Consider the following 25,969-nt stretch of genomic DNA (forward strand, 5'->3'; position numbering starts at 1 on the left):
TCGCGCGGTCACTCTAGAGTCGGCGCGTGCCCCTGCTCACCGAGCCCGCGTTGCCGCCCGGGTCGATGGCGGCGCTGCCGCAACCCCGGATCCGCGCCGATGGTCTGCTGCTTCGCCCCTGGCAGCCGCCGGACCGCCCCGTGGTGGTGGCGGCCTACGCCGATCCCGCCATCCAGCGCTGGCACTGCCGATCGATGAGCGACGGCGAGGCCGCGGACTGGATCGCCGCCTGGGCCGGCCGGTGGCGCGGTGAGACCGGCGCCGGGTGGGCGGTGCTCGCCGCGGAACAGGTGGTCGGGCAGATCAGCCTGCGCCGGGTCGTCCTGTCCGAGGGCGAGGCCGAGGTGTCGTCCTGGGTGCTGCCGCAGGCGCGGGGTCGCCGCGTCGCCCCCCGGGCGCTGTCCGCGCTGGGCGGCTGGTGCTTCGCGACGCTGGGGCTGCACCGCGTCGAGCTGAGCCACTCGCCGGCGAACCCGGCGTCCTGCCGGGCGGCGCGGCACGCCGGCTTCCCGGCGGAAGGTACGCGGCGCGGCGCGGCGCGCCACGCCGACGGCTGGCACGACATGCACGTCCACGCCCGCCTCGACACGGACCCGTGAGCGCGGGACCCGGGGACCGGCCGACGGAGTGAGCCCGGCGGAGTGCGGCCCGCTCGGGAATCAGCGGAGCCGTTCGGCCTCGTGGATCACCGTCGCGAGGTCTCGCACCTCCGGGTCGTCGGTCGCGTCGGCCGCCTGCTGCGCGATCGCCGCCAGGTCGTCCAGGCGCACCTCCCGGCCGTACGGGCCGTCTTGCAGCGCCTGCGCGAAATAGCCGGCCGAGTAGCAGGTCCGCAACCGCGGGGACGCCTCCCGGAAGTCGCCGTTCACGTCGGCGACGGTCACCGACTCGTACGTCTCGGCGGCGTCACGTCTCGTCGGATCGGTCCAGCGCACCTGCACGCGGGCGATCCGGGCCGAGGGCGGCACCCCGTCGGCGAGCCGGACGGCGTAGAGCGCCGTGACGCTGTGCCCCGGTCCGACCTCGCCTCCGTCGACGCGGTCGTCGCGGAAGTCCTCGTCGTCGAGTGCCCGGTTGTCGTACCCGACGAGCCGGTAGGACCGCACGGATGTCGGTTCGAAGCTCACCTGCACCTTGGCGTCGAGCGCCCGAACGCTCAGCGTCGCCGGCAGCTGTCGGACGAACACCTTCCGGGCCTGGGCGCGGTCGCTGACGTACACCGCGAAGCCGTCGCCCCGATCGGCCAGCTGCTCCATCAACTCGTCGCCGTACTCGCTGCCGACCCCCACGCCGAGCAGCGCGATCTGCTTCTCCGCCTCGTCGCGCACCCGGCGCAGGATCGGCTCCGCGTCGGTCCGGCCGGCGTTGGCGAGCCCGTCGGAGAGCACGATCACGCGGTTGGTCCGGCCGGGGCGGAACCCGTCGCGGGCCACCCGGTAGCCGAGCACCAGGCCGGCTTCGAGGTTGGTGCTGTCCCGGGTGTGCAGGGAGTCGATGGCGGCGTGCAGCTCGTCGGCGTCGGAGACGGCGGTCATCTCCCGGACCACCCGGGCCTCGCCGCTGAACTCGACGATGGCGATGGAGTCGGTGCGGCGCAACTGGTCGACCAGGGTGTGCAGCGCGTCCTGGACGAGGTCGAGCCGTCCGGGCTCACCCATCGAGCCGGAGACGTCGACGACGAAGGTGAGGGCTGCGTCCGGCCGGCTCTCCTCGTCCTCCGAGCGGGTCTGCAATCCGACCCGCATCAACCGGACCTCGCCGGACACCTCGTGGGAGTCGGGGAAGTGGGCGCCGTCGACGTGTACGGCGAAGCCGTCGCCGCCCGGCTCGGCGTAGTCCTGCCGGAAGGAGTTCACGAACTCCTCGGGCCGCACCGCGGTCCGCTCGGGCAACCGCCCGTCCATGATGAGCCGGCGGGCGTAGCCGTACGACGCGGTGTCGACGTCGACGCCGAAGGTGGAGCGCGGGTCCTCCTCGGTTGCGGTCTCCTCATCGCCCGACCAGGGCGTGCCGTCGTGGTGGCGGGCGGATCCCGGGGCCGTGTCGGCCTGCCGTGCGCCCCGGCCTTCGGCGCCGCAGGCGGTGATCGTCATCGTGATCGCCAGCAGCGCCGGCAGCAGCGGTGACCGTCGCAGGTGGGCCATCGGATCCTCCGGGGTGGGTCGGGGGTGGGCGACCGGCCGCGGGGTACCGGAGCCGTCGTGGTCATTGACGCAGACCACCGGCGCGACGGATCCCGTCGTGGCCGAGCCGATACGCAAGCGTGAGCGTCGTGACCGCTTCGTGTGCAAGCCGTGACCTGAACAGTCCGCCCGACGAGGCGCCGCCGCGACGGCGACCGGCCTCGATGGACGGAGTGCCCGGCCGTGCCGCACCGCCGCGGATGGGGCAGAGTGGCAGTCGCGGCCGGAACCAGACGGCCGGGACGGGAGGGCAGTGGCCGTGGAACGTACGACCGGGGTGGTGTTCCCCATGGCCGACGGCACGCGCAGCACGTCGGCACTCGGCCGCGCGGTCGTCGCCGACGCCTTGCGCGCCGTCGACCCGGTCGGCGCGCGCTCGGCCGAACACGAGACCAACTGGCGGCACGGCTACCTCGGACACTTCCGCCGCCTGGTCGAGGCGGGGCTGCTCTCCCGCGAGGCGGCGGTGACCGTCGCCCGCGACGGCCTCGCCTCCCTGCACGCCCGGATGCGAGTGGTCCCCGACGACAATCCGGAGATCGGCCTGGACGAGGTCTTCAGCACCGTCGCCGGGCAGCCGCTGCGTACCGCCACCGTCACCGGCGCCGGCGCGGCCGAGCGGGAGTTCTCCCTGCCGTACCGGGGGCAGCGGCTGCGCGGCGACGACCTGCGCCGCCGGCTCGACGCCTGGGTCACCGCCGGCGTCGTCGAACCGTCCTGCGCCGAGGCCGTCCGCGCCGTCCTGGCCAACCCGGACTGGCTCGATCTGCGCGACCAGCGCATCGTGGTACTCGGCGCGGGGGCCGAGATGGGCCCGCTGCCGTCCGTGCTGCGCTGGGGCGGCGATGTGGTCGCGGTCGACCTGCCACGTCCGGAGATCTGGCGACGGCTGCTGCGCACCACCCACCGGTACGCCGGTCGCCTGCACCTGCCGGTACGGACTGGCACGGCCGGCGACGACGAGGCGCTCGCCGCCGGCGCCGGCGCGGACCTGCTGCACCGCCTCCCGCGGGCGGCCGAGTGGCTGCTCGGCCTCGACGGCCGGCTCGTGCTCGGCAACTACGTCTACGCGGACGGGGCGACCAACGTACGGGTCGCGATGGCCGTCGACGCGCTCACCCGTCACCTCCAGCAGCACCGCGACGACGTGGCGCTGGCGTTCCTCGCCACCCCCACCGACGTCTTCGCCGTCCCCGCCGAGGCGGTCCGCCACGCCGAACGGGGCTACGCCGCCCGCGGCGTCGCCCGCCGGTCCCTGCGGGTGCTCTCCGGCGGCCGCCTGCTGCACCGCAACTACCCGCCGGGCGCCGACCCCGGCATCAACGACAGCCTCGTGCCGCAGCAGGGCCCGAACTACGCCCTGGCCAAGCGGTTGCAGCGGTGGCGGGCGACGGTGGCGCGGGACGCCGGGACGACCGTGTCGTTCAAGGTGGCGCCGCCGACGCGGACCCGGTCCGTGCTGCGCAACCGGGCGCTCGCCGCCGCGTACGCCGGCGCGCACCGGTTCGGCATCGAGGTGTTCGATCCCGCCACCAGCAACACCCTGATGGCCGCGCTGCTGGTGCACGACCTGCGCACCGGCGGCGGGCCGGCGCAGGCGCACCCGTGGCAGGACGAGGCGTACGCCGCGGCGCACGGCGGGCTGTGGCGGGTGCCGTACGCCCCGCGCAGCGCCCTCGGGCTGGCCGTCCTGCTGGGCCTCGGCGGGGCTCGGGCCTGACATTCACCGGGGTCGCCGATCCGCCGGAATCGCCTCGCCGGCGCCGCGACTACGCCATCCATTCACGACAACAGCGCCTTCAGGCTATTGCGCTGACAGGTACCGAGCGCGATGGTTTCTTGCATCGAGCTGATGCTGCGCGTGGCTCTACGACAGCTGTCGGTTCCTCCCGGCGCGCATCGAAGCTCCCCGAGACGGAATGGAGCCATGATGCCGTTCAGCAGGAGAGCGCTACTCGCGGGGATGCTCGGCGGGGCCGCCGTCGGCCTCGGCCAGTTCCCGTCCCGCCGCGCGTTCGCGCTGCCCGCACCCTCCACCGCTGGTACCACTCTGGAGCACACCATCGTCCGGGGCGCACCGGGCGCGGGCGGCTACGCGACGCTGCGGCTCGCCGAGGGTGAACCGTTCCTCGTCCGGGCCGACCTCGGTGGATCCCCGCGCGAGCGTGCCGGCTTCACCGGTCGGGTGCTGACCTGCTTCGCGCAGCTGACCGACGTGCACGTGCTGGACACCCAGTCGCCGGGGCGGTTCGAGTTCTTCGACCGGTACGGCAGCCTGCCCGGACTGGATGACCTGGGCAGCGCGTACCGGCCGCAGGAGTTGCTCAGCGCCCAGGTGGGCGACGCCATGATCCGGCAGGTACGCCAGGTGCACGCCGGCCCGTTCACCGGTGCGCCGCTCCGGTTCTCGGTGGTGACCGGCGACAACACCGACAACTGCCAGCACAACGAGCTGCGCTGGTACATCGACCTGCTCGACGGTGCCGCGGTCCGGCCCGACTCCGGTGACCCGAGTCGGTACGAGGGCGTGGCGGACGATGTCGCGGCGGATCCGTCCTACTGGCACCCGGAGACCGGCTTCGGCCAGGCGACCTCGGTCTCCGGGTTCCCCGTCGTACCGGGCCTGCTCGGCGCCGCGCGAGCCCCGTTCCAGGCGGCCGGGATCGGTGTGCCGTGGTACGCCGTCTACGGCAACCACGACGGCCTCGTCCAGGGCAACGTGCCGGCTTCGCCGCTGCTGCGTCAACTGGCCACCGGCCCGCTGAAGCTGACCAGCCTGCCACCGTCGATCCTCGCGGCGCCGATCCCGGCGCAGATCCAGTTCATCGTCGGGCTGCTCGCCCAGGACCCGGCCGCGGTGGCGTTGATGCTCTCCTCCGGCGGGCGCCGTTTCGTCACTCCCGACCCCGACCGGCGCATCGTGGACCGGGCCACCACCGTGGCCGAACACTTCGTCACCAGCGGCACGCCCGTCGGTCACGGCTTCACGGAGACGAACATCGCCGACGCCACCGCGTACTACACCTTCGACGCCGGCCGGGTGCGCGGCATCGTCCTGGACACGGTGAACAGCGCAGGCGGTCCGAACGGCTCGATCGATCCCACCCAGTACGCCTGGCTGGAGCGGCAACTGCAAGCGGCGAGCAGCCGCTGGCTGTCACCGTCGGGCGAGGTGGTCACCCGCCCCGGTCGGGCGGACAAGTACGTCGCCATCTTCAGCCACCACACCGTCGGCAGCATGGACAACGTGCCCGCCGGCAGTGACCGGATCGGTGGTGCGCAGGTAAGAGCCCTGCTGCTGCGCTACCCCAACGTGATCCTCTGGGTCAACGGGCACACCCACCGCAACGAGGTGCTGCCCCACGCCCGCCCGGCCGGCGCCGTCGTCGGTGGCGGCTTCTGGGAGGTCAACACGGCGGCGCACATCGACTGGCCCGAGCAGTCCCGGATCATCGAGCTGGTGGACAATCTCGACGGCACCCTCTCGGCGTTCTGCACCATCGTCGACCACGCGGGACCGGCTGCCAGGGGCGGATTGTCGGACACCACGGCGCTCGCCGCGCTCTCCCGCGAGCTATCCGCCAACGACTGGCAGGGCAGGGGTGACTTCCGGCGCGGCACGCTGGCCGATCGCAACGTCGAGCTGGTCATCCCGTCGCCGCTCGCCGGGGTGAAGGCGGTGTCCGCCGAGGTCGGCGAGGCGTTCTCGATGGCGGTGAGCGGCTAGTGGCTTGGCTCAGATCCTTGGCCTTTCAATTGCTCCTTGTTGCGTGGTCGGCCGCTGGGGGTGCGGCGATCTGAGTGACGAGGAAATCGAGCCGTTCCTCCTGAGCATCCGGGGGGATGCGGCCGCTGTCGGACAGGACAGCAATGCCGTGCAACGCGCTCCAGATGCGCCGCGGCCGGGTATCGCGTCCACTGACGGGTGGGTGAGTCTTGGGCGAAGTTGGTCTTCGGTTCGGCGCGGGCGTTGCGCCAGCGGACGTAGGCCGCGATCGCGGCGTTCTGCTCCACGTGGGTGCGGTGGTCGTTGCCGTTGAGGGCGAAGTAGCGCAGGATGCGGCGTAGCGTCTCCCGGCTGATTTTCGGAACCACGTGCCGTTGGACCAGGTGGTCGGCGAGCTTGGACAAGCTCCAGGTGGCAAAGCCGGTCAGGCCCAGTCGGCGGGGGACGTCCGGGCGATCAGGCAGATGTGCTCGCGCACCCGCTCACCGATCGTGCTTGGGCGTCTCCCGCTCCGTGGTCGCGCAGGGCGGCGCAGGCGCCGATGGCCATCACGTCGGTCAGCGCGAACACGCAGGTGGCCGTCAGCCCCCGGGCCAGCAGTTCGCTTAAGCCCCGCTCGACGCGCCCCCGCCGTCGTCCCACCGGCCACACCCTGGTCGTACGCGACTCGACCGGCCCCGCTCGGCAACGTCCCGCCAGCGGCTGAAGCCGCCGGCGAGAGTCGGGCCGCATACAGTGACGCAATGCTGCCGAGGGTGAAGGGCCTGTCCCGGCACTTCACCGAGGAGAGCCTGCGCGCCTACCTGCTCGCCCGCTCCGAACGCCGCGACGACGGCTGCCTGATCGTGCGCGGGTACGGCTCCCGCCGCGACGTCCACCAGAAGGTCGCCGGGCGGGCGTGGGCGCACATCGCCGCGTACGCGGTCTTCGTCGGCGGCTACGACCCGGCGCTGGACGTCGACCACCGCTGCGCCGCCAGGGACTGCATCGAGCCCACCCACCTGCGTCAGGTCAGCCGCGCGGTGACCTGCCGGGACCGGCGGCAGGAAGCGCGGTGCCGCAACGGCCACGCCCGGGAGATCGACGAGGTGACCGGGCGCTACCGCCGCGTGTGCCGGACGTGCAACCGGGAGGCTCAGCGGCGCTGGCGGGACCGTCGGGCCGCCGAGGTCGCCACGGCGAGAGCCACGCACGGTCGCGGCCCGTCGGCCTCCGCTTGATCCACGGGGGGATCGGCAAGCTGGGCTACCTGGTGGTTGCCCTGGTGATCCTCAGCGGCCTGGTGCTGGCCCTCGGGTGGATCGAGGACCTCAGCGCCCGGCGCCCATGCCCTGGTCCCGCCCTGGGCGAACGAGCAGGCGGGATCGCGCAGACCGACCGGCAGGTCAGCCGTCGGCGGCAGGACGTGACTGCCCTCCACCGAGCAGGAAGAACAATATCCTCCCAGATTGCTCGAAATAGCAATAACTTGTGTAATTTGTCGTATAACTGACTCAGTATCACGAGCGCCCCAACACAGGAACTTTCGCGTGCGCTCATCGGAACACGCTCGATCAACATGGGGCGCTGTCCGCCTCGGTACGACGCCGGCGGCGGCCCGGCCTGACACGACCCGGCCGAGCCGGCGTCGGCGGAAGCCGGTGATTGGGGTGATCACCGCGGCCGGCACGGGTCCCGCCCTCCTACGGGCCCGTGCCGGCCACCCCGCCGAAGCGGAGCGACGCAACGCCGAGCGCTACCAGTCCCCCGAGCGAGAGGAAACGGTGATGTGGAACCCGCCAACACCGGCGGAGCAGGAGCTGTGGAACGCCGTGGTGGCCGGGGTCCGCGCGGTCGATCGGGCGGATCGCAAGGGTTTCGAGAACGCGATCGACCGCCTGTCACGGTTGCCCCACCCATGGGCGCACCAGGTCCTCAAGGACACCGCAGGACTGCTGGCCGACGAGCTCGACCCGGACGGGCCCGACCCCTGGCCGCTCCTGGCGGCGCATGTCGACCGCTCCGCGCACTGGTTGCCCCAGGTGAACCGGGGGCTGCTAGCCGCGCTCCTTCCTGGTGGCCACCGACCGCCCGCCGCGGACGTGCCCGGGGGCGAACCGGAGAACACCCGGTGCCGACTGCTGCTGATCGCCCACATGGCGAAGGCCGCGCGGGTCGGCGTCGGGGCGTTCCTCGACGTGGCGCTGGCCAGCAACGGCCGAGGGGCCGGCAGGTCGCTGTCCGGATCGGTCCCACACTGCCGCACCGGACGCTGACCGCGCCTGACGCGCCTCGGCGCCACGCGGAGTACGGAAGTCGGCGCGAGCACTGTTGAGTGACACGAAAGTGTCAGTGAAAGTGACATGGCTTGTCAGTCCCTGCTCACCCGTCGTGAGGTGCGCTGACCCGGGAGTGAGGTCCCCGGTCCCCCCGGTTACGCTTTTGATCGTCCCCAGCCGGGGACTCCTCGGTCTCTCGGCCCGGTATGACTTACTGCCCCTGCCGTACGGATGATCCGGGGGGGTGTTGTCGCCGGATCGGGTGGCGTCAGCGGACCGCTGATAGGGACACGGCCACCCCGGTAGGCCTGCGGTGGAATCGCTCCACCTTGCCGTTGGTTTGCGGGCGGCAACGGGCGGGTCTTCTTCACGCTGATACCGGCCGCGGTGAGTGTTTCGCGCCAGAGGAACGACTTGTAGCAGGCGCCGTTGTCGGTGATCACGCTGCGCACCGTGATCCCGTGGGATGTAAACCAGGCGTGGGTGCGTTGCCAGAACCCGGCGGCGGTCTCTTTCCGCTCGTCGGGCAGGATTTCTGTGTAGGCCAGCCGGGAGTGATCGTCCAAGGCGGTATGCAGATAGGCGTAACCAAGCCGGGCGCGCTGCCCCAGGCGTCGGTTCATTGACCATGTGTGGCGGTGCGGTTGCGTTTGCCCTGGCGGTGGCCTTGGGTGCGCCAGCCGCCGCCGTCGGGAATGACACCGAGCTTCTTGACGTCGACGTGGATGAGATCACCGGGTGTGGGATGTTCGTAGCGGCGGACCGGCTGCCGCGTAACTCGATCGAGATGGGCCAGGCGTGGCACGCCGGCTTGGTACAGGATCGCGTGGCAGGTGGAAGCGTGCAGGCCGAGATGGCCCGCTATCCGAGCCGGTCCCCACCGGTGTGGCCCGCAAGGACAGGACCTTGCGTTCGATGGCAGCTGGCGTGCGCGTCGGCGTGCGGTGGGGCCGACTGGAATCTGCCATCGCGGTCTCACCGCCTACTCGGTAGCGGTCGGCCCACCGCCTTGCTGTGGTCGGGCTGACCTGGAACCGTTCCGCAGCCCGGCACAGTGGCCGGCCATCGTGCACAACACAGCGGGCCAGGCGCAGCCTGCCGGTCTCGGACAAGGGGGCATTACGGTGGACCACGAGGACCTCCGGCGGGTGTGAACTTCGACAAGCTCCACCTCACCCGGAGGTCCTCACCCATTCAAGATCCTGGACGCGTCACCAACGTCCGTGGGACCTAGACGAGTAAGTCCTAATCCTGGTCAGTGGTCGTAGGCGATCAAGGACCTGGTCAGGGGTTGTCCGGTGGTGCGGTTGTGCCAGATGGCGGCGGTCATGGCCAGGAGTCGTTGTGCGACGCGGGCGGCGACGCCTTCGATGCTGCGGCCGCCGTGTAGCTCGAGGTCGAGCTGGCCCTTGAGCGTGTCGTTGACCGATTCGATGAGTTGCCGGATCGGTTTGAGCAGGTGTTCGTCGGGGCGTGGGGTGCGGTTGCGGTAGGAGGGTCGTAGCAGCCGCACTCCGCGTTCGGCCAGCCAGCGGTCCAGCTCGGCGGAGACGTAGCCCTTGTCCGCGATGATCAGCAGGCCGGGGCGTTCGGCCATCAGGTCCGGGTCGTGTTCGAGGACCGCGGTCAACACCTGACGTTCGTCGACTTTCGGGCTGGCCAGGGCCCAGGTGACGGGTAGGCCGGCCGGGGTGCAGATCAGGTGTAGCCGCAGGCCCCAGAACCAGCGCGAGTGCGACGGGCAGTAGCCGTAGCTGGCCCACCCCGCTAACCATGAGCGGCGCACGGTGGGCCGGGACCGGCCGCACTCGACCGGGGTGGAGTCGAGCACCCAGGTCGAGTCGGCCCACAGGTCGGTGTCCGCGGCCACCGCCCGGATCGCCCTCTTCAGTAGCGGCACGGCGGCTCGTAGGCGCTTGTTGTAGCCGGACTGCCCCGGCAGATAGGGAAACGCTCCGGGCAGATGCGCGGGGACGAACCGCAGCCAGCGGGCCTCGGACCGAATCCCGAGCAGCACCTGGGTCACCGCCAGGGTCAGCAGCTCAGCATCGGACAGCTTCGGTGGCCGACCGGACCTGCGGGGCCGCCCCAGCCAGTCGTCGATCTTCACGTACAGTGCGGTGAGAAGGGTGTTGAGGTCTGTCGTCACAAACGGATCATCAACACCCTTCGCTGCGTTCGCAGCCCCGGACCGACTTAGGAATTACTCGTCTAGGCGTACTCGGGGGTACTCGATCGACAGGGCCATCCAGATTCAGACGGGTTACCGGGCGGACGCGTCCCGGACAGCGAGCTTGAAGTAGTCGCGCATCGCCGTGCGGGCCCGCTCGACTGATTGTTTGATCACCTCATCGGGCGGGGAGAACTCGATCAGGTCGAGCCCTTCGGTGTTCAACTCGACGGTCTGCAGCCGGTACCGCTCGGTGACCTGTGATTCTCCGGTGCCGAACACCCCGAACTTCCCAACCGCCGCGAGCATCTGTCCGATGTCCGTGATCGCGGGTGGGGACTCCGGGACGACATCCAATCGCAGCGCGAGGGTGTGCGAACGCTCCGGCTGGTTGGCGGCAGCAGCCCGTGGCTTCTCGGTCGGCTCATCGTCGAACTCCCGGAAGGGCAGGTTGTTCCACACGCCGCCGTCGACATAGGTTCCCGGGGCAGGCCAGCCGTCCCGGGCCGGACCGTCGATGACGTACGGCTTGAAGATGAACGGAAGACCCATGGAGATCCGGACCGCGTCGGCAACCGGGAAGTCGGGCGTATGGTCGGGCGAGAAGATCTGTGTGGCGCCGGTGGTGAGATTCGTGCCGGTGACGAGCAGCTTCGCGCCCCGCGGTCCCGCCAGCAGTTGCCGGAAGGTGGTGTGGCGCCCCGGAATCCCGCTGGCGTTCCTCATCTTGTTGCCGAGCAGGGTGTCCAGCGTGTCGCGGGCACGCGAGCCGGAGAACACGCCCATGTCCCGGCTGAGATAGGCGACGTACTCCGGCCACTGCGCTCTGAGCAGCCGCACCAGCCGCTTGTCCTTGTTCTCCGTCAGCACGTCGTCCAGCTTCTTGGCGTACTTGCCCACCCACGCCTTCAGTGCGAGGTAGAGCATTGCGCCGACCGGGCAGAACAAACCGCTGGTCATGACCGCGTCCATTCCCCACTCCAGGACGACGTGCTTCCGCAGGACGGAAATCAGCTTCCGTTCCTCGTCCGAGTCGGTTACCTGCCGGTACGGTCCGCCGACGACAGGCACGAGCCGTGGGGTCGACGACTCGAAGAAGTCCTCGAAGGAATCGATGGAGACGCCCGGAACGCTTCCCGGCCGCTTCATGAATTCCCGGATCTCGTCCACGGTGTAACCGGCGGCGAGCAGCATCGCGGTGATCGCGCCGGCGGAGGCGCCCCCGTACCCCACCACGTGGTCGAAGACATCATGTTCACGCAGGACGTCAAGGGCTCCGAGGTACGCGAAGCCCTTGCCGCCGCCCCCTTCGAATACCAGGTAGTTGATGTCGGCGGGGCGCAGGCGGGTACGGATCCGGCCGGGTGCCGTGGGCACCGGCTGCAGCAGCTGGCCGTTCATGAGGCCGTGGGTGGGGCCGGGATCGCCGGGTGCGGGTTGACCGGCAACCCGGCGTCTGCAAGGCACACCGACTCGGTCGGCAGGCGAACCTCCCACGAGCTGCCCACCGGCACGCCGCCACGCGCCGGCCCGGACAGTGCCTGAACCTCGTCGGCGATGGACAGGTAGCCGGGCGCGTCCGGCGCCGGGGCGCCCAGACCGCCCCACGGAATGAGCGTATGGACGTAGAAGTTGACCTGGTCCTCGTACCCCGGTCTCGTCGGGACGACGACCCGCGCGGAGCCCGCCCTCAGGAAGGCCGCGAACAGGGCGTCCGCGCCGGTGATGTCGGCCAGGTCGGGCCAACGGTCGGCGTTGGCCCAGAAGTAGGGATAGAACACGTAGCGTAGGTTCTCCCATTCGAATGCCTGTTCCAGGAACATCACCTCGTCCCGGGGCGGCTTGCTCACGTCGAGCCAGGGACCTTTCTCGTCCCCCGCCCAGGGATCCGGCGAGGCGGCCGGGGATTGGCCGCTCAGCAGGGTCAGGACATGTTTCTTCAGCTCGGTTCGCTCGACCTCGCGGGCTCGCGCGGGGCTCATCCCGGAGATGTCGATGCCCGCCCGAATGGAGCTGGCCGCCAGTTCCTGCAGATGTTCCTGGAGCTTGAGGTCGTAGGCGCCCCGGATCACCTCATACGTGGCCTGTCTCCACCGCTGAATCGCCGCCGCGGTTGGTTCACAGATCAGTTCTACGTTGATCACGTACCCGTACGGTGCGTCGAGCATGACCGCGACCGGCACCGTGCCCGATGAGATCGGCCCGACCGCCCCGTTGGAGATCTGCGTAACCAGCGCGCTGCCCTTCGCGGTGGTGCCAACGGCGGCTGCCTGACCCGCCCCGACCGATATGGTGATGCTCAGCTGCTCCTGCCACTCCGGGAAGTGCCCGTCATGCCACGCCAGGACCGCGGCTCGCCATGACTTGGCCCTCCACCCGGCCGGCACCGTCAGCGTGTTCTGGCTGTTCCACTCCAGCGTCCACTCGTTCTTCGGCTCGACGATGACCGGAATGCCGTCCTTTTCCTGCTTCAACGGCGGGTACCGACTGATGACGGTGGCCACCGTCTGGTCGGCTGGGACGGGTTCGAGCCCGGTCGCGCCGTACCGGGCCGCGTACTTCAAATACGTGTCGGTGTTCGGGTTGATGTCCGCGGGTGTCAGCTCCGGGTTGGTGTCCGACTTCGGCTTGGCGTCCGCGGTGAACGGGTCGGGGCGTGTCGTGATCAATCCCTTGCCCTGGCGGCTCTTGTCCAGCCACCGCCACCATGCAGCCGGCTCTGGCACGAGGAACTCCAGCAGGAAGCGGTTGGGGTACCGCAGCACGCGCAGCCGGCGTACCTGCTCAACCCAGCGGTAGATGCCGACGATCGGCTCGTCCTCGGTGTTGTCGAGGCCGTGCCGGTTGGTTTCGGTGATCCGCGTAAATGTCCGGGTGACGCGGACGGTACGGGTGCGCTCCGACACCTTGCTGACCGACCGACTCACGATCTCCTTCGCCGTCTTGTACGCGGTCTGCTCGGCCTCGGCCAGGGATCCGTCCACGGTCGCGGCGAGATGCGTCTTGACGTTCGTCGGGCCGTACTGCCCGGTGGTGTCCACGCTCAGCTCGCCCTCGAACGCCAGCTCGCTTTCCCGCTGTGTCTGGCGGCTGAACTCGCCACGGTCGGTCTGCTGCGTGTCGACCTCGGTTTCAGTGGTCCGCTCCGTGTCGGTTGTCGTGGTCTGCTCAGTCTCGGTTTCACGGCGATGGACGCGCTTCTTCGACTCGTGCGGCAGCACGTTTTCGATGTGGGCGATCTCGGCGGCCTCGTAACGGTTCCACTCGTCCTCGACGACGTAGTAGTCCGAGACGGCAGGCGTACGTGCGAGCTTGCTGCTCCGCAGCAGGCCGGCTTCAGTCCGCTCAGTCCGCTCGGGATATCGGCTCAGCCAGGTCGGCAGCAACACCTTGCGCCGGTGCAGCGCCCACCAGACCTCGGCGCCCGTGTCCGTCTCCGGCTTGCCGGTGCCCTTCTCGCCGGCGCCGTCGCGCTCGGTCGCCGGTCGGCGGGGTCGCAGGACGAGCTCCGCCAACCCTCCGACCAGGAGAAGACGGTTCAGCGCCGGTGGTACGGCGGGATCGGCATCGGGCACCAGCATTGCCACGACGAGACTCGCTCCGATCTCCGCCCGGATCCCGGCCCAAATCTCGGTGCCGGACGAGTCCCGCTTGGATGCGATGTCCCGGTGGGCGAGCCGGGTGAGCACGTCGGCGTCCCGGTGGGCGAGCCAGGCGAGCACCTCGGCACGGCTCACCCGGTCCGCGCGTTCCCTGAGCCATCGCGACAGTTCCCAGATCGGTAGGTCCGCGTCGGGTTCTGGCGGCTTGAAGTGGCCGGCGGCCAGGAAATTCGCACAGATGGCCTGCACCGATTCGCTGTGGTGGGCATCGGCGAGCTCGGTGAGTACCTGTGGTGTTGCCGCGCCCGGCGGGACGAGAGGGATGGTGGTGTCGGGTTGCGGCTCGACCTTCTGCGCGTCTCGGACCAAGGTGAAACGGACAAGTTCCGGCACGCCACTCACCTTCTTCATCGATCGAGAGGCGACATATTGAGGTTCGACGGCCGGTTACGCAAAGTCAAGGAGGGAGTACAACTCGCGACAGTGATCGCAGGGGCGTGGCGCACACGAGGCGCCAGGCTCGCGGCTACCGAGGGGAAGATTGAGCCGTGAGCTCGCACTGTTCGGCGAGAGGCCGGGCGGCGGATGCTGGCTGCCGCGTTGGAGGCGGAGGTTGACGCCAATCTGGCCGAGTTGGCCGACGAACGTGTGACGAGCGGGGTCGGCGTCTGGTGGTGCGTAACGGTCACACGCAGCCTCGGCAGATGATGACCGTGGCCGGTGCGGTAGAGGTGACCGCGCCGCAGGTCAATGACAAGTGGGTCGATGCGGAGACCGGGCAGCGCAAGCGGTTCCGGTCGGTGGTCTTGCCGCCGTGGTGCCGCAAGTCGCCGAAGGTGGTCGAGGTGGTGGCGTTGCTGTATCTGCACGGGCTGTCGACCGGCGACTTCGTACCCGCGCTGGAGTCGTTCCTGGGCTCGGCCGCCGGGCTGTCGTCGGCGACGATCACGCGGCTGACCAAGCAGTGGGGCGATGACTACCACGCCTTCTGCGCTCGGGACGTGTCGCAGGTCGACTACGTCTACGTCTGGACCGACGGGGTGCACGTCACAGCCACGCCGGGCCGGTCGGCTCGATCACCACGCCGTCGGGTCCGCCGCCAAATTCCCTCACCCGAGGCGGGTGGCGAGCTGGCCCCGCGTACGCGACAGTGGAGCAGTCGTCAGGCCCGGGGAGGTTTCCGCCATGCCGGTCCCAATCCACAATTCCCGTCCCGTCCCACGCCCCTCCGGGCAGCTGCCCCCGGGCGTCGACCTGACGGGAGTGACGGAGCTGCGGCTGCACGGGGTCGGCGGGATCCGGCCGGAGACTCTGCTCGCCGACCTGGCCCCACAGCTGGTGGCCGGTGACCAGGCTGCCGGCTTCTACCGCACTGCCGACCTCAACGGGCGGCATGTGGAGGCGTACTCGTGGGGGGCGCTTGCCGTCCGCAGCGCGGTACGCCTGCTGTGGCTGCTGCTACTGCCGTTTGCGATGGTCAACGTCGCCGGCTGGATGTGCACCCCCGCGACCTGGCGCAGTCGGTGGCGCTTCCTGCTGCACCGCGCGGTGCTCCGGGTGGCCGCGCTTGCCATGACGCTCAACCTGGTCCTGCTGGCCGCCATGACCGCAATGGACGTGATGGCCTACCAGTGCGGCGCGCGCGACACCTGTGTCGACCACTGGTGGCTGCGGTGGCTGCGATGGGGACCACTGGCCGACCACCCGGGTTGGCGGGTCCTCGCCGGAGCGGCCATTCCGCTGCTGCTCGTCCTCGGTCTCGCCCTGCTAGGCGGACGACAGTGGACACCCTACGAGAGCGTCCAGCCGCCCCGGGGGGTGGGCGACGCCTCGCGGCCACCGCTGGTCACGTCGGCGCGGCCCGGCGTTGGTCTCGGCCACCCGTATTTCTGGCACGGCAAGAGCATCGGCCTCGGCGTGCTGCATCTGGCGGTTGCCATGGCGTTCCTGGCCTGGCTCACCGGACACACCGTCGGCGCCGCCGTACGGGAGGCGGGGCAGGTGGCACATTCACCTGGCTGGCACACCGCGACGGTGCTCGCGGCCCTCGTCACGCTGATCGGCGCGGTGGTCCTGCTAGCCTCCGACCGTCCCCCGGTACGTCTGCTGTGGCCCTTCGCGCTGCTGGCGGTCCTGCTGTCCGGGATGCTCTCCGCCGGTTGCGCGGCGGTCTTCGCGATGCGTCAGCCGCTCGGACCGGGTGGTACCGGACCGCTTCCGGGCATGTCGACGGCGGTGGACGGCTGCTACGGCGTCCTCGTCGCGGTCGTGCTTGCTGTGTTGGTGTCGGGCCTGGTCACCCGGCGACGTGGAGAGGGACCCCGCGCGCTGCTCCTGCCGTTCGCGGCGGTCGCCGCCGGCGGCGTGCTGCTCAACGGCGTCGGCACCGGCGTGATGATCCGCGTGGCTGACCTGCTCGGCGACGTCCCCCACCCGGCGGCGCGCCCTGACCGGTCGAACGCCCTGATGATCCACGACCGGGTCTACGCGCTCGTCCCGTACCTCACCCTCCTGCCGCTCGCCGTGCTGGCCGGCCTCGCCGTGGTGGGCGGTCTGGCCTGGTGGCGTGGCGGGGGACGACGAGCGCGGCGGGCGGTCCGCGACGAGTACGGCGCCATGAGCGCGGACGTGAACGACTGGAGCATCAACGCGGCCGACACAGGCCTGAGCACACTCCGCCGCTCCTGGGAGGCCCGCATCGCCCGTGCCCGATGGGCCGCCAGGGTGGATGCCGGAACGGCCTTCGTCACGGTCACCCTCGCGCTGCTCGTCGGCCTCGCATACGGGGCGCTCGACATTTGGGTCTACCACCGCACGCCTCCGACACCGCTGCTCGCCACGTCCACCTTCCTGGCCACGGCCGCCCCGCTCGGTCTGCTGCTGCTGGTCCGGCGAGGCTGGCAGGGGCTGGACAGCCGCCGCCGCCTGGGGATCGTGTGGGACGTCAGCACCTTCTGGCCGCGCGCCTACCATCCCCTCGCCCCACCGCCATACACCGCCCGTGCGGTGCCCGACCTTCAACGCCGGCTCTGGAGACTCCATGACGCGGGGGGGCGTGCTGTGGTGGTGGCGCACAGCCAGGGCAGCGTCATCGCTCTCGCCGCGCTGCTGCAGGAGAGCCACCGGCCCGCGCACGACCAGGTCGCGCTGGTCACCTTCGGATGTCCGTTCCGCAAGCTATACGGTTCGATCTTCCCGGCCTACTTCGGGGACGGGGTGATCGGCGCGGGCCGGCCGCGGGTCTGGCGGTGGCGAAACTTCTTCTATGACACCGATCCCGTCGGCGGTCCGGTCCAGCGCGGCGACTGTCTTGACGGCGTCGACGAGCGGTTGCCCGATCCGGACACCCCCTGGTACGACTACGGGTCGGAGCCACCTCGGCCACGCGGGCACGGCGGCTACTGGACCGACCCGCGGGTCTGGGCGCTCGTCAACCACTACGCGTTCGAGCTGACCTGAATGGCCGCCGCCGGGAGCGGCCGGGTGAACAGCACAATCCTGTTCGGCGCCGGCAGGTGATGTTCGAGGAGTGGCTCCGGCGGGTAGGTGTCGGCCGCCCGCGGCGACCCGGTCCACAATCGGCACGTCGTACCGGACAGGTGGGCTTCTGCGAACGCTGGTTGAGCCACAGCCGCTGCCGCCGCGGTGGCTGGCGCGGCTGCGCGAGGCCGTTGGCAGCGGCGCCCTGGTCGCCGCATAGCACCCGTCCGAACGGGATCAAGGGCGATGACCACTGACGGCATTCGAAGGGCGGCCGAACTGCCCGCCGGCACGCCGGTCGTCACCGGCCGCGCGGTGTGGCAGAAGGGCCATCAGCCCGGCCAATGTGGCTCTGCACCGGCTGGCGGGTGTCGGAGTCCTGGCCCGGGGTCAGGTGACTGGTCAGGTTCCGGCCCCGCCCGTCACCGATCGTGTGGATCTTCGTGGTCCACCCGCCGCGCGACTTGCCGAGTCCTTCCCGTCGCGCTGCGTCACTGCTGCTCAGCCCCCTTTACGCGCGCCGGCAGCGTGCTGGTGGGCACGCACGATCGTGGAATCGGCTTTGCCGTGCCAGTCCAGATCCCCGGCCGCGTCCGCGTCGGCCTGCAGCATCGCCTCGATCCGCGCCCAGGTCCCGTCCTCCTGCCAGCGGGCGAACCGCTTGTACAGCGTCTTCCACGGCCCGTACCGTGCCGGCACGTCCCGCCATGGCACCCCAGTACCCACCCGAAACACGATCCCGTTGATCACCTGCCGGTGATCACGCCACCGCACACCACGCCGAGGTATCATCGCCGGCAGCAACGGCGCGATCCGCGCGTACTCGACTTCGGTCAGCTCGAACCGCCCACTCACGACAGACGTGGATGGGACTGTCCAACGAACGGTGTGCATGTTCAGCCGTACACGGATGGGTCCGCTGACGTACTCGAACAGGAGCGGGTTGGGCGGTCACAAGCCGACGTCGGTGAGGGCGTTGTCCTCCCACTGGTCGGCATCCTCGATGTAGCCGGCGAGGGTAGCGGAGCCGTCCTTCCACCCGCCGTGCCGGGCGATTCGCAGTGGGTTCTTGCCCTGCCGGTGGGTCTCCGTGGCGAACCCGCGGCGCAGGGAGTGTCCGGAGAAGGCGGAGGCGGCGTTCAGGCCGGCCCGGAGTGCGGTGCGGCGGACGATGATGGCGACGGCCTGGCCCGTGATGCGGCCGCTGGTTTCTCCGCGCCCGTGCGGTGCCCGGCCGAGGTTGCCGTGCCGGTCGACGCGTCGGAACACCGGTCCGGACGTCTCCCCGCGAGCAGCGAGGGCATCCAGCCATGCCTGCATGGTGCGTACGGGGCAGGTGGCCGGTCGGGATGTGTAGGGAAGGGCGGTGGTGCGGCCCACGGATTCTTTGTCGGTCTTGGAGCGACGGATGGTGACCTGCAGGCCGTCGTCGGTGAAGGTGAGGTCGGCGATGTTGAGCGCCGCGAGTTCGCTTCGCCGAGCGCCCAGCGCGAAGCCGACCACGATGAGGGCGCGGTCGCGCACCCCTGCGATGGTGGAGACGTCGAGGGTGTCGACCATCGCCCGCAGCGCCGTGATGGTCATGGCCTTGGCCTTGCGCACTCCCCGGCCACCCTCGGCGAGTTCGGCCCGGTGCCGGCGCAGGACGGCGCGGGCCGCTCGGGTGTTGGGTGACGGGAGGTCGGCGCTGGCGTGGGCGACGGTGATGGCCGCCATGGCGCGCTCGATCGTGGACGAGGCCTTACCGCCGTCGGCCAGATGTGAGACATACTCGGCCAGGGTTGCTCCGGTGGCCGGCAGGTGGGATCGTTGTTTTTCGATGCACCAGAGGGTGAACCGACTCCAGTCGCCGGCATAGGCTCGCCTCGTGGACGCGGGCACGGACTCGCGGATCCGGCGCCGCGCGGACTCCGAGAGGTGTTCGTTCGGAGCGATCGACTCGACGTATTCGGCACTCCCCTGCGCCGCAATCTCATTCACGAGAAGCAACCTTATCGTGAATGAGCGACAGGCGTCCGCCGACTCGCCGCCACGGGTCGCTCTGCCCGGCTGCCGCGGTTCGGGAACTGTGGGCGCGACGGGCTACCGTCCACTACGGTCGTCTCCCTCCCCCACATCGAGAGGACGGTTCCGCATGGACACCTTCGAGGGCATCCGCGTCTACGCCGCCGGAAAGATCACCAAGAACGGGTGGCGGCACACCCTGTTCCCCGTCGTCGACGACGCCGACTACGAGAACCCCGACCAGACGCCCTGGTCGGCGGAGGCTCGGATCGCCAGCCTCCCCGGCGCCGTGTACGTCGGCCCGCACTTCATGAGCGACGACCACGGCTGCTACCACGGCGAGAACAGCCATGGTGTCGCCGCCGGTGACATCGCCTGCGCCGCCTACCCCGGCCTGTCCCGGCCCGAGGTGAGCCGGCGATGCCTGGACGCGATCCGCTCGGCCACCCACCTGTTCACGTGGATCGACGACCCGACCTGCCACGGCAGCCTCGTGGAGATCGGCTACGCGCGGGCGTTGGGGAAGCAGGTCTACGTGTACATGCAGACCGGGCGGAAGGAGCTCGAGGATCTGTGGTTCGCCGGGCAGATCGCCACCGCCCACGGTGAGGCGGCCACCGCCGAGCAGGCGTGGGCCGACTTCCGGCTGCGGCTGAGATGACTCGGGCCGAGGCGTAGCAACGCCCCCGACCGCCTGGTCGGGGGCGTGCGCGCGTCCGTGCTACCGCCGGGGCAGGCCTGACCCCTGCACGACCCGCACCGCGTACCGGATCTCGTCGAGCCGCGGCCCGGCGTTGTACCGCAGCTGCGAGGCAGACTCGAAGGAACCCTGGATGCGGGTTGTGTTCGCGGACCCGACCACCTGCATGATGCGGTTGACCGACGTGGCAGCCGTCCGTCGTTGCCCAGATGAGCTCCCTCTGAGCTGCTGCGAGTTCCTCAAGCCATCGAGCCTTCGCCAGCCGCCAGCGCCAGAAGACCTGTTGCCGGAGGTGGAAATCACCGCCGGCGAGGCTGACACGCTCATCACGCACTATCTGCACCAGGAGTCGCACCGGGTCGGGCCGCTGTGGACGACGATCGACGCGCAGGCGGCAGCTGCCCGTGACCGGCTCGTCGAGGTGATCCGGACGGCGGCCGCGGGCGCACTGCGGACCGAGGTGAACGTCGTTGCCTGGGTGTACGACACCGAGATCCCGTGCGCCACCCACACGTACGAGCCGCTACCCGCCTACGTCGACGACGACGTACCCGTCGGAATGCGGCTGGTGGCGCACCTGCACCGCGACGGCACCGTCGGTTGGGAGGGAAGTTTCGAGCACATGGGGGCTGTGCTCACGGTGGTCGCTCTGTACGGCGGCATCGTGCATTTGGCCACCATCGCGGACAGCGAAACCCCCGTAGCTGAGGAGGCCACCTACGAGGTCTTTTACGACTGGCGGGTGGAGCGGGTCGAGGGCCCGGAAGATCGGCAGATTCGGGACCTGAACGCCATGCTCCGGGCTCGCGAGGAGAACTGATCAGCGCAGACCTCATCCACCGGCCCGGCGTCGTGGCCATCCGAGTTGTCGAGCGGTGCTCCTAGTCCGCGCGCAGGCGCTGCGCCTCCTGGCGCAGCGCCTCCGTGAGGTCCCGCCAAGCGCCAGCCGACGTCTCCATCATCCGGTTGACCATCGCCCGGGCCTGCTGCTCGTCGTCGAACTCGTAAGCGACCTCCCGGCCTCCGTCGCCTCCGAGGCGGCCGCGGACGCGCCATCGGTGGCCGTCGGAGAGCAGCCAGATGTCGCGGCGGGCGATGCGCCCCCAGTTGCCGTTCCACCAGCGGCCTTTGACCTCCACGAGAGCAGCCTGTCGAACGTTCGTACGAACACGAGTGACCCTGTCGGCACGGCCTCAACGTTGGCGAGTCCCGGAGGAACCGGCGTGCGAGCCGGGCCGGGCATCTGGCTGTCGATCACGATGGAAACGGCCCTACAAACGAGGGGTCAGGCTGGGCCGTCTGGGCCGTTACGGGCCGGCAGACGCCGACCAAGGACGACCGCGAAGCGCCTGACAAAACAGCAGGCCAGCCGCCATGTAGTAGCGGCTGGCCTGGTGGGCGACGGACGAGTCGGCCTGTACGCCCGGGTTTCCTCTCCGTAGCTTCGTTCGGGTTCGGGTGGTCAGTTGGTCAGGGACGGCCGATAGCCGGCGATCTCAGGGCCCGGTCGCCACCCCGCTCTCGTTGACGGTGAACTCCCCGCTCGGGGCGCCGTCGAAGGTCCCACTACTGATCCACTCGATCAGCGCCGCCTTGAGCGTGGAATGCGGACCGGCCCAGGGGGTGCCGGTTTTGCCGCCGTAGGGCGTGCCCGAGGCCGGGGTGCAGCGCTGCCCGGAGCAGCCTTCGGAGAGAAGCGCGTGGCTCGCGCACGCTACCTTTACCTTCACTTTGTTCGTCATCTGGAGCTCGCTGTAAATGGTGTCCGCGTTCGTCGCCGGCGCGGCCTGGTCTTCATCACCGTGGATGACCAGCGCAGGTGTGGTTAGCTTCCCTGCGACTTCCCTGTTCCAGCCGTAGCTGGAGAACACAGGACTGCGGGCGAGGCCGGTCGGGTGCGCGGGGTCGTTCCCTCCCCACTCAAGGCCCAGGGTCTCCCCCTCCAGGACCTGCGTCCAGACCTGCTCGCGACTGCCCGGGACGACATGACCGGTGCACGCCGCCTCGCGCCCTGGCGGCGTCATCTGCCAGTTTGTGGCAACACTCGCAGCGTTGAAGACGTGCAGTGGGAAGGTAGCGAAACCCGCCGGCGGCGGCTCCTCGGTCGGACCGGTGGCGAAGAACAACGACGACAGGAACACGACGCGGTTGACTTTCGCGATGTACTGGTCGGTGTTGGGAAGGAGCGGGTTCGGGTTGTCCTTGTACAGCGTCCGGCCGACGGCCTGCCCGCCGGAAGAGTAGCCCAGCAGGGTGACCTTGCCGTCCGACGGCTGCGCCCGCGCGATGGCGTCGTCGATGACCTGACGGATGTCGCGTACGAAGGTGTCGACACGGGCGAACCGGAAGTTGCTGGAGTGCGCCCGCCGCTGTCCGCCGAGCGGATTGGTGAACAACGTCGGCCCCTGCGCCGACGGTCCCTGCTGATCGAGGGGGAAGACCAGGGGGACATGAGTGCGGTCGCACCCCTCGGGGTATTCGCAGGTGCCGTCCGTGTAGGCGCGCAGGCTTGCGTTGCTCGGATCGTCCAGGCCGTGGTCGAAGCGCGTCGAGCGGCCGTAGCCGAGCAGGTTGGGGGCGAAGGTGTCGATTCCCGCCCGGGCGAGCGCCTTCTGCACGCTCAGCTCGCCGCCCTCAGGGGCAGGCTGTCGCAGGTCGAACACGGCCGGGCCGTACGAAGATCGGCCGTGGATCAGTACTGCGGCTCTGTTGGACACCGAGGAGCATTTGCCGTGGGCATACACCGGCCGGACGCGATGCACCTCGAGCTTCGCCGGGCGATCGTCGAACTGCGGGTCCGGCATCAGCCCGGGCGGCACCTTGAAGTGCAGCCAGTGATCGCTGACCCGCACACCGGTCGGCACCTCGTCGCAGCCGGCAGCCGAAGACGCGGAGGCCGGCTGAGTGAATACGGCAGCGAGCGCGGTTACCGCGACGACCGCGAATGCCGCCCCTCTCAGTGCACGTTTTGTTTTGAACATGGGGATCTCCCTACAATGGGTTGGCTACGCGCGGTTAGCGTGGTTGTGGCACCTGGCTGCACCTGTTTGGTCGCGCCGACGGCGGGGCGCGGGCGGGCCAGAGCAGGATGAAAAGGGCCGCGACGGCGACCAGCATGCGGGAGCTCAACATCGGGACGTTCCCTGGGATGCGAAGTCTGCGTTGGATAAGGACGGTGCCGCTTCCGCAAGTCGGGTCACGATGCGCTGCGAACAGCATCTATGGCAATGCGATCCGCTGGTTTGGTGGTGTCCCAGGGAAGGCATGTTGTGTCGACAAGAACTGCGAAAGCGTGTAGACAGAGACCGTTGTTAACGATCGCGTTTCTACTTCTCGGGTCCTTTCACCCGGGCCGCCGATGACTCTGAAGGAGTCACTAATGAATCCTGCTCGCGTCGCGATGGCAAGTCAACGCCTGAGCTTTTCACCAACTGGCAGAGGGCCAAGTGCGACATTCGCGGCAAAAATGAGAAGGCTTTGATTGTATTGCCTTCTCTGCCTTCTCTGCCTTCATGGCCAAAAATGCGGAAATTGTCCGCCAAATCCTCATGGTGGAATGCAAGCTGCCAGCTTGCTCGGAGATCCTGTCACGCTATCGCCCACGCGTCCATCGTGAAGGCCCCGACTTCGAAAGGACCAGCAGCGTCCATCGACCTGGCCGCGGCAGCGAGGACCCAAACCGACAGATGCAACCGGAGACGGCAAAGCCTTGCTGGGTGACCGATGCGTGCCCGACGAGCGGGCTCCTGTTTCGGCAGACGGACGTTGGCGGGGCCTGGCGGGGCCTGACATCGGTGCCCTGGGCCGTACGATTGCCCTACTTCGATGGGAGGCTGGCGTGTCGCTACAGCAGATCGGGCCAGCCGACAATCGGACGTGCGCTGCCGTCGAAGAGCAGCGGACCGAGCGCCGCAGAACCGCACTGAAGCTCGCCGGGAGCCGCGCCCGGGCAGCGACGCTCGCGAGCACCGCAGCGCTGGCCGAAATCGGGGAGCTCCTTCGCCAGGACCAGTCGGCCGGTGACCCGATCGGCATTGGCGGGGCGGAGGTCCTGACCGGCCTCACCCGGCCCACGCTGACCGATGCGCGTGATGATCCAGCGCACTGGCATAAGCTGTGCGGTCTCGCGAAGAGGGTTGTCGAGGCGGAGGACGACGATGCCGCCCGGGTTGACCTGCACGCGCGGCTGCCACATCTGGCGGGCTGGTATCACGCCGCCCAGCACCTTCAACGCGTGCACAAGCGCGCCTACTGGGCGGGCCGGGGCAGCGTCGACCCGGCGGCGCCGCTACACCCCGAATGCGACGCGCCTGGTTACGACGCCCTGATGAGCGTCTACGAGGCGGCGATCGCCCGGCTAGCCGCCGGGGCGCCCGGGCCCGGGGAGAACCTGTAGCGCCGTCGCGTGCGCCGAGCGGACCAGGCGGCCTCCGCAGTAATGACAGTGCGGGGCCCGCGCTGGCAGTGGTGACTCACCCGGAATCCGCGACCGGGCGACGGCGCATGAGGCCGCTGCTCCTTGCTCCAGTGAGCGATCCGGTCCGTGCGGGATGGGTGGGCTGGCCTGCCGGCAATAGCCGGCTCGATGGGCCACAGAGGCCCCGGGGCGGTGGCCGTGCTGGCGACCGCGCCTGCGCTGAACATCGTGCCCACCAGCGACTTCATACGTTCGGCCAGACCAGGCTGAGTGACCGATACGTAGGGCTCAGAGAGGCTCGGCCCTATGGGGTACACCAGCAGCAGCGGTTTGCCGCTGTCGTCCGCGGCGGCCTCGTGCCCGGCCGGTCGGTGTCCGATGTCGCTCGTCAGCGGCAGCACCGCCCGTGCTGTCGCGTTGCCCTTGGCTGTCAACTCAAGCAGTTTCTCCGGCCAGAGGGAGCCCTTGGGCATAAGAAGCCGCTCCTTGCCAAGGCGGTGGAACTTGACGGTATCGAAGACAAGCACGCGGCTGGCAGTGGCCCGGTTCCCGGGGTCGTTGAGCAGGGCCCAAAGGGCCTCACCACCACTGCTGTATGCGCCCACCCACGCGTCGTCGGCGACGCGCAGTGTCCCTCCGGCCGGGGCCGCAAGTCCGGACTGGGGAGGAACCGGGGGCGCGATCTCACCGCTGCGCAAGAGTTGCTGGCCTGGGCCGCCGAATGCGCCTCGGCTCCACAACAGGCGCAGTGCGGCGGACACGCGCCCCGCATTATCCGGACCCACAACGCCGCCGTACCCCAGAAAGCTTTCCTTGTCGGGCACCGGAAGGAGCAGCACCCTGAGGCTGCGTGTCTCCGACAGGACTCTGGGTGCGGTGCGGTCCAGCGCGTACTCCATGCCGCAGGGATAAAACCCGTAGCCCCCGAGCGGGTTGACGGCGTCCGGGCTGTGATCCAGCAGCTGATGCCAGTCCGGCAGGCCGGTGATCTTCGCTTTCTGAGATCGAGTGTGGCCTTGCAGGAGGAATCGGCAGAGGTTGCGCATACCCGTGGTGGCATGTCTCGGCTCCGTCAGAACTCCGGTGCTAGTGGAGGGATAGGGGTAGGCACTGCCGATGGAACGGAAGAAGACATATCCGCCTACCGTGGTCTCGTCGGGTAGATCCGGCTTGTCGCTGGCTGCCCCACCCGCCTCCCGAGGCAGGGTCGCGAACCACAGGTCATCACCGACGCCTCGCAGTACCGCTAGTTCTCGCAAGATCGTTAGTCAAGGGCCGAACGCCTCGGACGCCACCGCGTGGCGGGTCCTTCAGACGATTGATGAGCCGGCCTCGACGAACTCCTGGTCAACCCAGTCTTATCGGCAAGATCGGCGAGCAGCCGTGTGCCGGCATGACCGACCACACCCCGAGCCCCACCGATGACGA

19 protein-coding genes and 2 pseudogenes are annotated in these 25,969 nt (G+C 69.7%); 10 read left to right on the forward strand and 11 right to left on the reverse strand.

All coding sequences use genetic code 11. The annotated features are described in order from the left end of the window. Positions 1-26: 26 nt before the first annotated feature. The gene (locus tag EV384_RS21935; protein WP_242624204.1) at positions 27-599 is read left to right on the forward strand and encodes a GNAT family N-acetyltransferase; all 573 of its coding nucleotides are present in this window, start codon (positions 27-29) and stop codon (positions 597-599) included. Between the two features lie 60 nt (positions 600-659). Here EV384_RS21935 and EV384_RS21940 read toward each other — a convergent pair whose 3' ends face one another. After that, a complete protein-coding gene (locus EV384_RS21940) occupies positions 660-2,144 on the reverse strand; it encodes a vWA domain-containing protein (protein WP_207232402.1) in 1,485 nt (494 codons plus the stop codon). A gap of 298 nt (positions 2,145-2,442) precedes the next feature. Between EV384_RS21940 and EV384_RS21945 the strand changes: the two genes are divergently transcribed. Continuing rightward, entirely contained in the window at positions 2,443-3,903 is a 1,461-nt protein-coding gene (locus tag EV384_RS21945) for a hypothetical protein (RefSeq protein WP_242624205.1), read from the forward strand. A 210-nt stretch (positions 3,904-4,113) separates the two neighbouring features. Then, the gene (locus EV384_RS21950) at positions 4,114-5,910 is read left to right on the forward strand and encodes a TIGR03767 family metallophosphoesterase (RefSeq protein WP_207232403.1); all 1,797 of its coding nucleotides are present in this window, start codon (positions 4,114-4,116) and stop codon (positions 5,908-5,910) included. A 456-nt stretch (positions 5,911-6,366) separates the two neighbouring features. Here the strand turns inward: EV384_RS21950 and EV384_RS36190 are convergent, their stop codons facing one another. Further along, on the reverse strand, positions 6,367-6,552 hold the full coding sequence (locus EV384_RS36190) for a hypothetical protein (protein ID WP_242624206.1): 186 nt from the start codon (positions 6,550-6,552) through the stop codon (positions 6,367-6,369). Between the two features lie 101 nt (positions 6,553-6,653). Here EV384_RS36190 and EV384_RS21965 point away from each other — a divergent pair, with 101 nt between their 5' ends. Together EV384_RS21965 and EV384_RS21970 are read left to right on the forward strand one after the other, a co-directional pair. After that, positions 6,654-7,130: an HNH endonuclease gene (locus tag EV384_RS21965; RefSeq protein WP_130336145.1), complete on the forward strand. Its 477-nt coding sequence runs from the start codon at positions 6,654-6,656 to the stop codon at positions 7,128-7,130. A gap of 429 nt (positions 7,131-7,559) precedes the next feature. Beyond that, complete coding sequence (locus EV384_RS21970) at positions 7,560-8,165, forward strand: hypothetical protein (RefSeq protein ID WP_130336147.1); 606 nt, start codon at positions 7,560-7,562, stop codon at positions 8,163-8,165. A 313-nt stretch (positions 8,166-8,478) separates the two neighbouring features. On the opposite strand, the pseudogene EV384_RS36195 reads toward EV384_RS21970, so the two are convergent. From EV384_RS36195 to EV384_RS34970, 4 genes and pseudogenes are all read right to left on the reverse strand, one after another. Then, positions 8,479-9,301: pseudogene (locus EV384_RS36195) on the reverse strand (IS481 family transposase); the annotation flags it as partial. Between the two features lie 122 nt (positions 9,302-9,423). Further along, positions 9,424-10,317, reverse strand: a complete 894-nt coding sequence (locus EV384_RS21985) for an IS982 family transposase (RefSeq protein WP_130336149.1) — start codon at positions 10,315-10,317, stop codon at positions 9,424-9,426. Positions 10,318-10,431: 114 nt separating this feature from the next. Continuing rightward, on the reverse strand, positions 10,432-11,739 hold the full coding sequence (locus tag EV384_RS21990; RefSeq protein ID WP_165440014.1) for a patatin-like phospholipase family protein: 1,308 nt from the start codon (positions 11,737-11,739) through the stop codon (positions 10,432-10,434). Further along, on the reverse strand, positions 11,736-14,342 hold the full coding sequence (locus tag EV384_RS34970) for a hypothetical protein (protein ID WP_165440015.1): 2,607 nt from the start codon (positions 14,340-14,342) through the stop codon (positions 11,736-11,738). The genes EV384_RS21990 and EV384_RS34970 overlap by 4 nt, the downstream gene beginning before the upstream one ends. 165 nt (positions 14,343-14,507) lie before the next feature. On the opposite strand from EV384_RS34970, the pseudogene EV384_RS36200 reads away from it, so the two are divergent. After that, positions 14,508-14,989, forward strand: a pseudogene (locus EV384_RS36200) (transposase); the annotation flags it as partial. A 136-nt stretch (positions 14,990-15,125) separates the two neighbouring features. Beyond that, complete coding sequence (locus tag EV384_RS22000; protein ID WP_130336153.1) at positions 15,126-17,399, forward strand: hypothetical protein; 2,274 nt, start codon at positions 15,126-15,128, stop codon at positions 17,397-17,399. A gap of 522 nt (positions 17,400-17,921) precedes the next feature. Here the strand turns inward: EV384_RS22000 and EV384_RS22005 are convergent. Together EV384_RS22005 and EV384_RS22010 are read right to left on the reverse strand one after the other, a co-directional pair. Next, positions 17,922-18,275, reverse strand: coding sequence for an IS5 family transposase (locus EV384_RS22005; RefSeq protein ID WP_165440016.1), 354 nt, complete (start codon positions 18,273-18,275; stop codon positions 17,922-17,924). A gap of 96 nt (positions 18,276-18,371) precedes the next feature. Further along, a complete protein-coding gene (locus EV384_RS22010; protein ID WP_130336157.1) occupies positions 18,372-19,400 on the reverse strand; it encodes a tyrosine-type recombinase/integrase in 1,029 nt (342 codons plus the stop codon). A gap of 154 nt (positions 19,401-19,554) precedes the next feature. On the opposite strand from EV384_RS22010, the gene EV384_RS22015 reads away from it, so the two are divergent. Together EV384_RS22015 and EV384_RS22020 are read left to right on the forward strand one after the other, a co-directional pair. After that, positions 19,555-20,085 (forward strand): TIR domain-containing protein, encoded by a 531-nt coding sequence (locus EV384_RS22015; protein WP_130336159.1) that lies wholly within the window; start codon positions 19,555-19,557, stop codon positions 20,083-20,085. Between the two features lie 172 nt (positions 20,086-20,257). Beyond that, the gene (locus EV384_RS22020) at positions 20,258-20,944 is read left to right on the forward strand and encodes a hypothetical protein (RefSeq protein WP_130336161.1); all 687 of its coding nucleotides are present in this window, start codon (positions 20,258-20,260) and stop codon (positions 20,942-20,944) included. A 61-nt stretch (positions 20,945-21,005) separates the two neighbouring features. Here the strand turns inward: EV384_RS22020 and EV384_RS22025 are convergent, their stop codons facing one another. Next, positions 21,006-21,263: a hypothetical protein gene (locus EV384_RS22025; RefSeq protein ID WP_207232407.1), complete on the reverse strand. Its 258-nt coding sequence runs from the start codon at positions 21,261-21,263 to the stop codon at positions 21,006-21,008. 357 nt (positions 21,264-21,620) lie between these two features. After that, complete coding sequence (locus EV384_RS22030) at positions 21,621-23,105, reverse strand: alpha/beta fold hydrolase (protein ID WP_130336163.1); 1,485 nt, start codon at positions 23,103-23,105, stop codon at positions 21,621-21,623. 857 nt (positions 23,106-23,962) lie between these two features. Here EV384_RS22030 and EV384_RS22035 point away from each other — a divergent pair. Then, positions 23,963-24,520, forward strand: a complete 558-nt coding sequence (locus tag EV384_RS22035) for a hypothetical protein (protein WP_130336165.1) — start codon at positions 23,963-23,965, stop codon at positions 24,518-24,520. Here the strand turns inward: EV384_RS22035 and EV384_RS22040 are convergent. Next, positions 24,460-25,800 carry a hypothetical protein gene (locus EV384_RS22040; RefSeq protein ID WP_130336167.1) on the reverse strand — a complete coding sequence of 447 codons (1,341 nt, stop codon included), beginning with the start codon at positions 25,798-25,800 and terminating at the stop codon, positions 24,460-24,462. The genes EV384_RS22035 and EV384_RS22040 overlap by 61 nt on opposite strands. Between the last annotated feature and the right edge of the window lie 169 nt (positions 25,801-25,969).

The sequence above is a fragment of the Micromonospora kangleipakensis genome (assembly GCF_004217615.1).
In the GTDB taxonomy this organism is placed as follows: Bacteria; Actinomycetota; Actinomycetes; order Mycobacteriales; family Micromonosporaceae; genus Micromonospora; species Micromonospora kangleipakensis.

Coding starts and splice junctions, on each gene's coding strand:
- EV384_RS21940 (WP_207232402.1), bottom strand. CDS start 2,144: ATGGCCCACCTGCGACGGTCACCGCTGCTGCCGGCGCTGCTGGCGATC.
- EV384_RS21950 (WP_207232403.1), top strand. CDS start 4,114: ATGCCGTTCAGCAGGAGAGCGCTACTCGCGGGGATGCTCGGCGGGGCC.
- EV384_RS21965 (WP_130336145.1), top strand. CDS start 6,654: ATGCTGCCGAGGGTGAAGGGCCTGTCCCGGCACTTCACCGAGGAGAGC.
- EV384_RS21990 (WP_165440014.1), bottom strand. CDS start 11,739: ATGAACGGCCAGCTGCTGCAGCCGGTGCCCACGGCACCCGGCCGGATC.
- EV384_RS22000 (WP_130336153.1), top strand. CDS start 15,126: ATGCCGGTCCCAATCCACAATTCCCGTCCCGTCCCACGCCCCTCCGGG.
- EV384_RS22015 (WP_130336159.1), top strand. CDS start 19,555: ATGGACACCTTCGAGGGCATCCGCGTCTACGCCGCCGGAAAGATCACC.
- EV384_RS22020 (WP_130336161.1), top strand. CDS start 20,258: ATGCGGGTTGTGTTCGCGGACCCGACCACCTGCATGATGCGGTTGACC.
- EV384_RS22030 (WP_130336163.1), bottom strand. CDS start 23,105: ATGTTCAAAACAAAACGTGCACTGAGAGGGGCGGCATTCGCGGTCGTC.